Source organism: Ornithinibacillus bavariensis (assembly GCF_018333235.1).
Taxonomy (GTDB): Bacteria; Bacillota; Bacilli; order Bacillales; family Amphibacillaceae; genus Ornithinibacillus; species Ornithinibacillus bavariensis.
This window is the reverse complement of record NZ_BORP01000001.1, coordinates 362952-375214: the sequence shown is the minus strand read 5'-3', so window position 1 is coordinate 375214 and position 12263 is coordinate 362952. Positions and strand designations below refer to the sequence as shown.

Genomic DNA, 12263 nt, shown 5'->3' with positions numbered 1-12263 from the left:
ATGAGGTTAATCACTTATTTGTAGGATTATTTTTCCGACATTTTGATTTTTTTCCATATATTCATGTGCTTTAGCTACTTCTTTTAATGCAAAAACAGTATCCACAACTGGTCTTATTTGTCCTCTATCCAAATATGGAATTACAACCTCTGCAAATTCTTTTGTTAGGTCCTCTTTATATTGATCACTTCTTGGAGTCAATAACGTTCCATATAACTGGACATATTTAGTCATCAAGTCCATTATATTAAGCTCTTCAATCCTATTACCGCCTAACACACCTATTAATACCCATCTCCCCCCCTTTTTAATACTCGTTAAGTTTTTCTCCCAGTAACTTGCACCGATAAAATCTAAGATGATATCAACACCTTCACCGTCCGTAATCTTTATTACTTCCTCTTCAAATGCTTGTTCTTTATAATTAATTAAATAGTCTGCACCTAGTTGCTTGCAGAATTCTAGTTTCTTCACAGAACCAGCTGTTACAATAATTTTTGCATTCGAAATTTGCTTTGCCAACTGGATAGCAGCAGTCCCAACGCCACTTGCTCCTGCATGGATTAATACTGTTTCGTTTTGTTTAAGATTCCCTATCCAATATAACGTTTGATAGGCAGTTAAAAATACCTCTGGTATAGCCGCAGCCTCATTAAAGGTATAGCTATCCGGAATTCTTATGGCACGATTGGTAGGAATAACTGCATATTCAGCATACCCACCTCCATTAACTAATCCCATTACTCGATCACCAATTTGATAAGGACCACTACCCGATATTTTTTCAACTGTACCAGCTACTTCCACACCTAGAATGGGATTATTAGCATATGTAGCTCTGCCCTCTCTTGTCATAATATCTGTACGATTTACAGCAGCTGCATGTACTTTAACAAGTAATTCACCTTCCTTAATATCTGGTACTACTAAGTCAGCTATTTGTAATTGTTCTGGTCCACCTGGTTTTCTAACAATAATTCCTTTCATTTTCCTTTACTCCTTTACATATTTCTTAGAATCTTATTTTTATATTTCATGCTTTTGTATTGTATCATCCTAACTCACAACCTATGCACAATATATTATCCATAAAAATAGGTTGTTATATTAATATACGTGTCCACAACTTCTTTTCTATTTTAAGTATAATATATTACCCCTAGTAAAGGAGGTGCTGAAGATGAGTGGTGGCGGATACGGCGGATACGGATCTGGAGCTGGATTTGCTTTAATTGTCGTGTTGTTCATTCTACTAATCATCGTCGGTGTAAGTTATACCGGTGGTGGCTATTAATGACGAGGGGAAGAGCAGAATATTATTACTCTGCTCTTCCTTTATTATTATCTCCAATTCATTTGTCTTTATGGGTAACTATTCTTTCTCAGCAACAAGATTCTAAGATTTTATAATCGATCGGATAATATGAATTGAATCCCACTCTCCAAATGAAAAGAAAGTTATTGGATATTTCTTCTTAAAGAGCTTCCTTTGAATCTCTTTCTCATGATAGCCCTGTTTGTGTAGTTCTAAAATAGATGCTTCTAATTCTTTTAAATTCTGGAGCTTACGAATCAATGCTTGTCTACTTTCTTTCACATAACCTGCATGGCAGCAAAATAGTTCACCAAAATCATAGGTTAATACATGAGTAATAGATTCCATGATAGTCGGAATACTTTCTTCTCGTAGAATAACATTCGTTCTAGGCTGAACAAATAAATCTCCAGAAAAAAGCTGTCCTGTCTCTCGATTTAGGAAGGAAAGGTGATCGATTGCATGTCCAGGAGTTTCTATTACGTCCCAAATTGCATTCCTTGAAGTAAACGTTTTACCAAGTTCTTGTGCTTCAAATGGCTTTCTGCTACCCCAAAACATTTTTCGGTAAAATGGATAATTCGCTTTTCTTGAACACTCCTCGATCATCATTCGATTCATATAAATTGGTAAACCATGTTCATTTTGCAAATAGGCAGCTCCCCCAATATGATCCTCATGAGAATGCGAAATGACAACCTGATCAATATCCACATCTATAAAGAACTTTTTAAATTCCTTTAACAGTCTTGGTGCCCCAGTATCAATTAGGACACCATCTATATTAAAACTGTATACATTTAGCTTTACACTAGAAAACATAATTGTACCGTTAATAAAACCAACATTGCTCTTTTCTCCTATCCATGCTTTTGTTTGAAATATTATACGCGCCACCCCCTGACACTCATTTTTTTTTAGAATACCATAAAATGGCTGCTCATTAGATATTTTCTCTTGCATTTCCGAATAAGACTATATATAATATAAAAAACTTAATATATATAGCAATGAAAAAGGCGTAGTACTATTTACCCGCTGATTTTAAGAGAGCTTGTGGTTGGTGGAAACAAGCATCAAGGTAAACAGGAATTGGACTTTGGAGCGATTATTAAATAAAGTGATCTTAATATTTTTTAAGATAATTAGGGTGGCAACGCGGTTCATTCGTCCCTTCTTTAGGGAATGAATGGGCTTTTTTTAATGCAAAAAAATAAGGAGTGAGTGAATATCATGAAAACTATTTTTTCAGGAATCCAACCAAGTGGTTCATTAACCATTGGAAATTATGTTGGTGCTATTCGCCAGTTTGTGGAGCTTCAGGAAACCCACAACTGTTATTTCTGTATTGTTGATGAACATGCAATTACCGTACCACAGGATCGTTTAAAGCTTCGCCAGAATATCCGATCATTAGCAGCGATCTATCTAGCTTCTGGAATCGATCCAAAAAAAGCGACACTATTTATCCAATCTGAAGTCCCTGCTCATACTCAGCTAGGTTGGATGATGCAATCCATTAACTACATGGGTGAACTAGAACGCATGACACAATTCAAAGATAAATCAGAAGGAAAAGATGCGGTTTCTGCTGCTCTATTTACCTATCCATCGTTAATGGCAGCCGATATTCTTCTTTATAATGCGGATTTAGTGCCTGTTGGCGATGACCAAAAGCAGCATTTAGAGCTAACTCGTGACTTAGCCCAACGCTTTAACAATCGCTTCCTAGAAGTGTTTAATATCCCAGAAATTAGCATCCCAAAAGTCGGTGCACGCATCATGTCATTACAAGAGCCAACGAAAAAAATGAGTAAATCAGACGAAAATCTTAAAGCCTCCATATTTATGTTAGATGAGCCAAAGCAAATTGAGAAGAAAATCAAAAGTTCTGTTACTGACTCTGAGGGAGTCGTTAAATACGATAAAGAAAACAAACCTGGCGTATCCAATTTATTAGATATACATTCTGCATTCTCTGGTGAAACTATTGCAGAACTAGAAGCCAAATATGCAGGAAAAGGATATGGGGATTTCAAACAAGGGGTAGTAGACGCTGTCATCTCCGTACTAGAACCAATCCAAAAGCGCTATTATGAAATTCTAGAATCTGATTTGTTGGACGATATCCTAGATCAAGGTGCAGAAAAAGCCTCACTTGTTGCGAATAAAACAATTCAAAAAGCAAAGAAGGCAATGGGATTAGGACGAGTTAGAAAATAATCATAAAGAAAATACCTAAAAGCTTGGAGTATAATGATATGCTTCCTCTAAGGAAAATAGATTTCTTAATCTGTCTACATTGAAAGGAGCATATCATTGCCTCTAGGCATTTTTCTTTGTATATCTATGTTAACTAATAATTTATCTAAGGAATAAGCTCTATCTTCAGTGCATCCCACAGCTAATCTTAATACTAATTTGTCGATTGCCATATTAACTTCGAGCTATAAAGCATAAAAATCAGCGAGAAAAATTTCCTCACTGATTTTTTGACTTTTGCTTTGATATACCCTCGGCGTATTGATTTTCAAGTTCCCACATTTTTTCAAGAAATGGTTGCCCTTTTATTAATTTTTCACAAAGTTCCTCATGGGCTGTGCTCCATCCAAGTTTTACTCCATCGTACAAGGCTTGCCATACCTCATCTTCATCCATAAAGCGAATAAAAGGATATTTTTTTGGATTCCACTCGGTTAACCAATATCGTAATTCTTCTAAATTATTAGATGTACGTAACTGATCTAAACCCATCATTAATAATTGCTTCAGCTGTCTTTCTCTTCTCGTTAAACCAAATACTAAGTCAGGAGACATGGATAACATATGATACTCCTTTTCATAATTCGTACCATCAAATCCAAAGCTCTGTGGTTTAGATTTTTCAATCATTTCATAAACAAGCTGTTCTTGCCTTGGGATTAAGCGACTCTTACGGATTGGAATACGATAGCCAATAGTATCAAATACCAATATATCATTTCCATCCGTTACTATGCAGGCATAGTCAACAACAGAACGATCCTGCCCCTTTCTTGTATATGCACGCTTATAAATAGCATCCAGTAAACCTTGTGGTAAATCATGCATATCATTTTCAATGTACTGATATAGGGATTCTGTTATGTATAACAAAGGGACTTGGTCAAGTAGTTCTATTCCATCATCTTTTCGCCATTCATGAAAATAACATACATTATACCCGTTTTCTTCTCCTTCAAACCAGTTCACCCAAACATCATGTAAGTATAACATACAACACCCCTCACTCTGAATGAATCCTTTCCTGAGGCTGTTCAAAATTACCAACTATACCAGTATTTTTGAACATACACTTTAGAATACATTATGACCATCATTTAAAAATTTATTCGAGAGAGTGCAAATTATCAGGTCATCATTTATTCGGAAATGAATATATGGCTACTGTCATTATGAAAAGACCAATTGGCAAGAAATAGCATTCTATCCTTCCCCCGACAAATAAAAAATACTCTAACCACGATACTCCTGCTGGTAAAAAGTTCATATATGCAATTAACGTTACTCCACCAGTAACAGCTAGCCCAAAGCCTATTAAAAAGAAAACAACATGTCCCATATAATAACCACCCATGGCTTGTCCTATGTTTTTATTAAATTATATGCAAGGAAGTTAGGAATAATGAAAATCAGAAGGATATTTTCAATGCGTAAGTCCATCTTGCATATAAGGAAAATTATGTACATGCTCTTGCATTGGGAGCATATTTTGGGCACGTGCTTCTTTATAGTTTATAGGATTAACATTGCACTCATGCTTGTGAAATCGGATATAAACAAAAAAATAACTGACTTTAAGGATGCACCCTTTAAGTCAGTTATTTTAACAATAAATTTTGATTAATATTTTTTAAATATGAGAGCTACGTTATGTCCACCAAAGCCAAGTGAATTACTTACAACAACATTAACATCTTGGTTTCTAGCTTTATTTGGAACATAATCCAGATCACAGTCCGGGTCTGGTGTTTCATAATTAACGGTTGGTGGTATGATACCATCTTCTATTGCTTTCACGGCAATGACAGCCTCAACACCGCCAGCTGCACCTAATAAATGACCGGTCATAGACTTCGTTGACGAAACTGCCAGCTTGTATGCATGATCACCGAAGATAGTTTTAATCGCTTCGGTTTCAAATTTATCATTCAAATCCGTGCTTGTACCGTGGGCATTAATATAGTCAACATCCTCTGGCTTTAGGCCAGCATCACGTAAGGCATGCTGCATTGCACGCGCTGCACCTTCTCCATGTTCAGCAGGAGCTGTGATATGGTACGCATCTCCAGTTGCACCATAGCCAACAATTTCTGCATAAATATGGGCTCCACGTTCTAAAGCAGTTTCCAATGACTCTAAAATAAGTATTCCTGCTCCTTCTCCCATTACAAAACCATCACGGTTTTTATCAAATGGGCGACTTGCCGTTTTCGGATCCTGATTGAAGGATAGTGCTTTAGCTGAAGAGAACCCAGCAAACGCCATGTTTGTAATTGGAGCTTCTGTACCTCCTGCAATAATATAATCAACATCACCTCGTTGTACTGCTTTAAAAGCATCACCTATGGAGTTCGCTCCTGATGCACATGCTGTTACCGTACAAGAGTTAATACCTTTTGCTCCAGTTTGAATAGAAACTTGTCCTGCAGCCATATCAGGGATCATCATTGGAACAAAGAATGGACTTACTCGGTTTGGTCCTTTTTCCAAAAATTTATGGAACTGTTCTTCATACGTTTTCATTCCTCCGATACCAGAACCAATCCATACTCCAACTCGATGAGCTATATCTTCTGTAATTTCAAGGTTAGCATCTTTTAATGCCATTTTAGATGCAGCAACAGCATATTGTGTAAAGAGATCCATTTTACGTGCATCTTTTTTGTCAACATATAAAGTTGGGTCAAAATCTTTAACCTCTGCTGCAACTTTTGCTGGAAAATCGTCTTTGTTCACTTGAGTAACAAAGTCAATTCCAGACTTACCAGCAAGGAGGTTATCCCACATAGTTTTAACATCATTACCAACTGGGGTAAGTGCTCCAAGCCCTGTCACAACTACTCTTCTTTCTGACATGATTAAGTACTCCTCCTAAAAAGTTTTTTCAAATATTGGGAATAGCATGTTCTCGTGCCATAACTTAGCGGCCCCAGCGTAATGCTACTGCTCCCCAGGTTAGTCCTGCTCCAAAACCAACTAATACAACTAAATCATTATCCTTAATTTTACCATCTTTAGCACTTTCTGATAAAGCCATAGGTATAGAGGCAGATGAATTATTACCATATTTTTTAATGGTTTTCGCCATTTTTTCTTCTGGAATACCTAGTTTTTCTCTTGCTGCTTCCATAATTCTAATATTTGCTTGATGCGGAATTAAATAATCCACATCTTCCTTTTTAAGACCTGCCTTCTCAATGACATTTAACGATGATTCCGGCATTTGTCTTACAGCAAATTTAAAGACCTCTCGACCATTCATGTAAATATAGCCTTTATTCTTTTGGTATAAATGCTCGGCACCGGCTCCGTTTGCACCAAGTTCAAAAGATAAAATCCCTTTACCTTCTGAAACCTCTCCCATGACAGCAGCACCTGCCCCATCACCAAACAGCACACAAGTATTACGATCTGACCAATCCGTTATCTTTGAAAGTTTTTCAGCACCAACTACTAAAATATGTTTATATACCTTTGTTTCAATAAATTGCTTTGCTGTTATCATTCCGTACATAAATCCTGCACAGGCGGCACTAACGTCCATTGCAGCAGCATTCCAAGCCCCTAGCTTTTCCTGTAAAATGCACGAAACAGAAGGAAACGGAGTATCTGGAGTAACAGTTGCGACTAATATTAAATCTAATTCTTCAGGCTTTACTCCAGCGTTTTCTAACGCACTTAAGGAAGCATGAAGTGCCATATCAGAAGTATTCATATCATCCTCAGCAATTCTTCTTTCCTCAATTCCAGTTCTTGTTCGAATCCATTCATCACTAGTATCTACTATATTTTCTAAGTCCGTATTAGTTAAGACCTTTGACGGAACATAATGTCCTACACCTAGTACTCCTACACCCATGTACCTACATCCCCTTATTTTGTTATCAAATATTATGACTTGGTACTAATTTTAATGCAAAAAAGAAAGACTTGCAAGCTGTAAATTCCCCATGACTATTTCCAAACACCATTCATTTTAGTATTGATTAGGTAGCAAGCCTGTCTCTTGATAATGTTCAATGGATTCATTCAATTTGGTTTGAAAGTACTTTGGTACATTTGGACTATACTCCCCTAAAGTAATATAATCATCTTTAAAATCAAAAGACATAATCTGTCCTTGTAATTTTCCTTTGTTAAACATATCCGCTGCAAGTAAATAAAGCTGGTCCACATGCTGAACAGTACTAGTTAAAACAGTATTAGGTTCAACCTTGAATTGATCCGTTACAAAGCCAATTGCATATAAATTATCTATACTAGCTTGCTTAATGATATCCTCATTGAAGGCATCACCTGCTGGATAAAAAACATCAACACCTTTAGCCTTCATCTTTTGGTAGGCATTGATAGCAACTTCTTTATCGTTCCAGTCATAGATAAATTCCATATTGACATTTGTATTTGGATTCTGATATTTTACTCCTTCATAGAAACCTTCAATTTCTGGTTGCCATTGATATGCAGCTATAATGCCAACCTCATTTGTGGAGGACATTTCACTAGCGAGCATTCCAGCAAAAAAACCCATCGCATTTGAATTAAAAGTCATACTAGTTAAATTAGAATTATAATAATTTCCATTAAAGTAAACAAAGTGTATATCTTTAAAATTCCTTGAAAGTTCATAAAAGGATTCCCCATATGTACTACTATGACCAAAGATTAAGTTAACACCATTATTAACAAGTTCACTAACGGCCTTTGATATTTCTTCCTCTGTTTTTACATTTTCGATAACTTCAATTTCAACCTTAAACTTTTTCTTAACTGCTAATAACCCATCAGACCCTTTCGAATTCCATGGGTTATCTTCGATTGAACCTTCTACTATCATCCCTGCTTTATATAGATTACCTTTGTTCTCACTCCCTTGACAGCTACTTAAAAGTAGTCCAACAGCAATTATGAAGGATAAACTGATTATTCTCCTCAAGTCCGGCACTCCATTCAAATTTCGGTTAATATAGATCTTTATAACGCTCATAATGCTCAAATATTTTCTTCATACGCTTCTCTATAGGAATATTGTCACGAATGTAAAGAGAATTTTCAAGTTTTACTGCATCGTCAAGGAAAACATTTCTTGAAAATACCTTTATCATGGCTTGTGAGGAAGTTTTCTCAAGTAAAGGCAGTGTTGCTTGAATAAATTCTTTAACATGTATCGCAGTGGAACGAAATTCCTCGGAATTGAAAGGTACAGTGCGATTGTCCAAAATGACACCTTCCTCTGTCATGTCCATCCATTCCCCATATAGTATCGGTGTACTTATAGTGACCGTATTTTCTTGTTCTCTCAAAGACTGTATATTGTTGGTGATTCTTATAACTTTGTCCACAGTTATATGATTAGGGAGTGGATTATTACCTATTATAATTGCAATCGGAATAGTTAAGCTACTTTGGGGATTCATTAAATGAAATAAACTGTTTCTTCCAAGGAACATTGCCAGGTTTTCTTTCTTATCTGTATCAATATTATCCATACCTACTACTTCTACACCCTGTTCTAGCAAAAAATTAACATAATGAAAACCTATCCAATGAAAACAATTATAAACCAACACCTCCATTGCTGTTCCTCCTTTATAAAAACAGTTAACAAGACGTTTAGAGCTATTTAAAGCGTAATAATATTCTTATCGATGTAACGCTATGAATAAATACTTTCCATTTATGTGTTCATTTGGTAAACTTAATAAAGAATTAATGATATGTAAAAAATGAGGTGTAATGTATGCGCTATATTGCTTCAATTTTTTGGGCTATTTTAATTTCCTTTGTGCTTTCATACGTATTATCTAGTATGGCCGGTGCTTCGCTTGATTTAGTTGCTACATTTATTGCAGCAGCTATTATCTCCATCTTTATTTTTATTTTGGGTGATGGTTTATTACGCGAAGAAAAAGAACAATAATATAACATTAGATTTCCTCATAAAGGGAAGTCCCTTTAGGGTCTGATTCCCTCATCTTACTACAGCCTTTTTGTAGTAGAGGGCTCAGACCCTTTTTCATTCAATTAATACCAAGGTAATAAGCTTATACCAGTAAGTCCAGATAGAGGTAAAACGAGTCGTCTGAACCTTCTCCTAGGACCATAAAATCCACCATAGGCAGGATAACCAAAACCAGGCGCACCGAATCCACCGTAGGCTGGGTAACCGAAACCAGGTGTACCGAATCCACCATACCCATGCCACCCATAGCCATACTGACGTTGCTCTTGTACATGGGAAGTTATTTGATCAGACATTTCATTTTCTAACGGTATAGCAAAATATACATAATCCTCATCCAAGCCTGTAATGATGCCATCAAATCTTGTGCCATCTTGTAATTGTGCTAACACATAAGCGTGGATATGTGTCTTACATTCATCATACATATTCTTTTCCTGTGCCATTTCTATCAACCTCCTCACATAATAGACTATTCACACGCCTAGATAGAGGTGACAAAAAAACCAATAAATAGCAATCTAGTATCAGGGGGATAATTTTTATGAATCAAGAATTGTTAGAGCTCATTAAATATATTTTCTTAGGACTACTACAAGGATTTACAGAACCAATTCCTATCTCATCTAGTGGCCACCTTGTATTAGCTAGGGAAATCCTTGGTGTACAAGCAAATGGATTATCCTTTGAGATATTGGTTAATTTCGGTTCACTAATTGCAGTCATTCTAGTTTATTGGAATGATATAATACGATTAATCAAAAATGGATTTCGTTACATAATCTCGAGAGATCCTAATACTAAATCTGATTTTCACTTCATTATTATGCTAATAATTGCAACCATACCAACAGGGATTATTGGACTCCTCCTAAAAGATAAAATTGGTGATTTAAGTAAATCCTTTGTGGTTGGAATTACGTTACTAATTACCGGAGTTGCGTTATGGACTATTCGTAATTTAAAAGGAGAAAGGGGAGACAAACAGATTCGGTTAAAGGATGCATTAATTATTGGCCTTGTACAATCTGTTGCCCTAATGCCAGGTATTAGTCGTTCTGGTGCAACCATTGTAGGAGCAATGCTATTAGGATTGAAACAGGAAACCGCCTTACGCTTTTCATTTTTGCTATATATACCTGTGAGCCTAGGAGTCGGTATTCTTGATATTGGTGATTTAGTTCGCGATGAAAATTTTAATACAATCCCATATTTATTAGCATTTATTTCCTCAATAATTGCTACATACTTTGCACTTAAGTGGTTTATGAACATCATGGCAAAAGGGAAATTAAAATATTTTGCTTTCTATTGTTTCATTGTCGGTACACTAGTTGTACTCTTTCTTTAATTAATAAGGGACTGCAGCTACAAATTATTGTAGCTGCAGTCCCTTTATTCATAACTATTTTGCTTTACTAATAAATTAATCTGGTATCCCTAAGGCAATTTTTGCATAACGTGACATTCTTTCTTTGCCCCAAGGTGGATCCCAAACTATATTCACTCTAGTTTCCTTTACCTCTGGAATATCATATAGTGCACGTTGAATATCTGCTTCGATATGTGCAGATAATGGGCATCCCATAGCAGTAAGCGTCATCGTAACTGTGCAAATACCCTCATCATCCAAATCTACATCATATATTAAGCCAAGGTTAACAATGTCAATTCCTAGCTCTGGGTCAATTACATTTTCAAGAGCCCCCATGAGATTTTCTTTTAAAGCTTCATCCATGGTTTTCCCTCCTCCTATCATCATATTTTCATTTAAACATATTTCCATTGTTTTTTAAATAAATTTAGTTACAGATGTGAATCAAACCATTTAACCGTTTCTAATATAGCGAATCTGCTCACTTTATGATCACGATTTTTTTCCCTTAAAAATTTCAAATTTTCCTCATTTGTATAGTGATCTTTCACCTGTTGATAGAAGGAATAGGAATGGTCAAATGGAACGGTTTGATCGTGATCGCCATGCCAAAATAATAAAGGACGATCCTTCAATTTTTCTTTTTGCTCTGACAAATCGTATGTAAATAATAGATCATATAGCTCTTTTACTTCTTGTTCTGATAAAGGAAGCTCGCCTGATTCAACATAAACATCTACTAATTCTCTAGCAAAAGTCGTGATTTTGGGAGAGCCCATGAGAACTGCGGCAGCTTTTATCCAAGGATATTGTGTTAAAGCAGATGCTGTTGTTATCCCACCCATGCTCGTACCTGCAACACCGATTCTTCCATCTAATAACAGGTTTTGTTTTTCTAAATCATTCTTTATCTCATTAAGCTCTTTAATATTTTGTATAACAATGTTAAATAAGTAATAACGTACATCAGGAATTTCATTTGTTTGTCTTTCTCCATGATATAGACTATCAGGCAAGATGACACGATACCCCTTCTCTGCAAGTAAAAAAGCAAGTGGCAAATTATGCTCCTTTGCACTTGTGATTCCATGATAATAAACAACAGCCGGCAACGCAGAATGTTGCTTCTCTGAATCAACAACAACTAAGCTTGGTATTTCACCAACATTCTGCTTCAATATTCCAATCATTCGCAAAAATCCTCTCATCCAATATTTTGTAATACTTCTATGATAGTATCTTTCATGTAAATGTTAAACTAATTTAACCGATATTTTACGGAAAATTTATTACCTTATGCTTTACAGATGTTGAAAACATGAATACACTAGGATTTAAATGAGGTGAGG

15 protein-coding genes and 1 other annotated feature are annotated in these 12263 nt (G+C 35.8%); of the genes, 4 read left to right on the top strand and 11 right to left on the bottom strand.

Going from position 1 to position 12263, the window contains the following annotated elements; translation table 11 throughout:
- Positions 1-6: 6 nt before the first annotated feature.
- Positions 7-987: an NAD(P)H-quinone oxidoreductase gene (locus tag KI338_RS01890; protein WP_212919275.1), complete on the bottom strand. Its 981-nt coding sequence runs from the start codon at positions 985-987 to the stop codon at positions 7-9.
- Between the two features lie 193 nt (positions 988-1180).
- On the opposite strand from KI338_RS01890, the gene KI338_RS01885 reads away from it, so the two are divergent.
- Entirely contained in the window at positions 1181-1294 is a 114-nt protein-coding gene (locus KI338_RS01885; protein WP_212919274.1) for a YjcZ family sporulation protein, read from the top strand.
- A 102-nt stretch (positions 1295-1396) separates the two neighbouring features.
- Here KI338_RS01885 and KI338_RS01880 read toward each other — a convergent pair whose 3' ends face one another.
- The gene (locus tag KI338_RS01880; RefSeq protein WP_244853386.1) at positions 1397-2203 is read right to left on the bottom strand and encodes an MBL fold metallo-hydrolase; all 807 of its coding nucleotides are present in this window, start codon (positions 2201-2203) and stop codon (positions 1397-1399) included.
- A 113-nt stretch (positions 2204-2316) separates the two neighbouring features.
- Positions 2317-2493: a binding site (T-box leader), on the top strand.
- A 55-nt stretch (positions 2494-2548) separates the two neighbouring features.
- Between KI338_RS01880 and trpS the strand changes: the two genes are divergently transcribed.
- On the top strand, positions 2549-3538 hold the full coding sequence (trpS, locus tag KI338_RS01875) for a tryptophan--tRNA ligase (protein WP_212919272.1): 990 nt from the start codon (positions 2549-2551) through the stop codon (positions 3536-3538).
- A 258-nt stretch (positions 3539-3796) separates the two neighbouring features.
- On the opposite strand, the gene KI338_RS01870 is transcribed toward trpS, so the two are convergent.
- The 6 genes from KI338_RS01870 to KI338_RS01845 all read right to left on the bottom strand — a co-directional run bounded on the left by KI338_RS01870 (position 3797) and on the right by KI338_RS01845 (position 9153).
- The gene (locus KI338_RS01870; protein ID WP_212919271.1) at positions 3797-4570 is read right to left on the bottom strand and encodes a YjbA family protein; all 774 of its coding nucleotides are present in this window, start codon (positions 4568-4570) and stop codon (positions 3797-3799) included.
- Positions 4571-4712: 142 nt separating this feature from the next.
- On the bottom strand, positions 4713-4916 hold the full coding sequence (locus KI338_RS01865; RefSeq protein ID WP_212919270.1) for a YuzI family membrane protein: 204 nt from the start codon (positions 4914-4916) through the stop codon (positions 4713-4715).
- 281 nt (positions 4917-5197) lie between these two features.
- Positions 5198-6433 (bottom strand): beta-ketoacyl-ACP synthase II, encoded by a 1236-nt coding sequence (gene fabF, locus KI338_RS01860; protein WP_212919269.1) that lies wholly within the window; start codon positions 6431-6433, stop codon positions 5198-5200.
- A gap of 64 nt (positions 6434-6497) precedes the next feature.
- Positions 6498-7436 (bottom strand): beta-ketoacyl-ACP synthase III, encoded by a 939-nt coding sequence (locus KI338_RS01855; protein WP_212919268.1) that lies wholly within the window; start codon positions 7434-7436, stop codon positions 6498-6500.
- Positions 7437-7553: 117 nt separating this feature from the next.
- Positions 7554-8513: a BMP family ABC transporter substrate-binding protein gene (locus KI338_RS01850; RefSeq protein WP_244853282.1), complete on the bottom strand. Its 960-nt coding sequence runs from the start codon at positions 8511-8513 to the stop codon at positions 7554-7556.
- A 25-nt stretch (positions 8514-8538) separates the two neighbouring features.
- The gene (locus KI338_RS01845) at positions 8539-9153 is read right to left on the bottom strand and encodes a hypothetical protein (protein ID WP_212919267.1); all 615 of its coding nucleotides are present in this window, start codon (positions 9151-9153) and stop codon (positions 8539-8541) included.
- A gap of 164 nt (positions 9154-9317) precedes the next feature.
- Between KI338_RS01845 and KI338_RS01840 the strand changes: the two genes are divergently transcribed.
- Positions 9318-9497 (top strand): DUF2929 family protein, encoded by a 180-nt coding sequence (locus KI338_RS01840; RefSeq protein ID WP_212919266.1) that lies wholly within the window; start codon positions 9318-9320, stop codon positions 9495-9497.
- A gap of 104 nt (positions 9498-9601) precedes the next feature.
- Here the strand turns inward: KI338_RS01840 and KI338_RS01835 are convergent, their stop codons facing one another.
- Positions 9602-9985 (bottom strand): hypothetical protein, encoded by a 384-nt coding sequence (locus KI338_RS01835; protein WP_212919265.1) that lies wholly within the window; start codon positions 9983-9985, stop codon positions 9602-9604.
- Between the two features lie 98 nt (positions 9986-10083).
- On the opposite strand from KI338_RS01835, the gene KI338_RS01830 reads away from it, so the two are divergent.
- Positions 10084-10890 carry an undecaprenyl-diphosphate phosphatase gene (locus KI338_RS01830; RefSeq protein ID WP_212919264.1) on the top strand — a complete coding sequence of 269 codons (807 nt, stop codon included), beginning with the start codon at positions 10084-10086 and terminating at the stop codon, positions 10888-10890.
- 75 nt (positions 10891-10965) lie between these two features.
- Here KI338_RS01830 and KI338_RS01825 read toward each other — a convergent pair whose 3' ends face one another.
- Positions 10966-11277: a metal-sulfur cluster assembly factor gene (locus tag KI338_RS01825; protein WP_212919263.1), complete on the bottom strand. Its 312-nt coding sequence runs from the start codon at positions 11275-11277 to the stop codon at positions 10966-10968.
- Between the two features lie 68 nt (positions 11278-11345).
- Positions 11346-12104, bottom strand: coding sequence for an alpha/beta fold hydrolase (locus tag KI338_RS01820; RefSeq protein WP_212919262.1), 759 nt, complete (start codon positions 12102-12104; stop codon positions 11346-11348).
- Between the last annotated feature and the right edge of the window lie 159 nt (positions 12105-12263).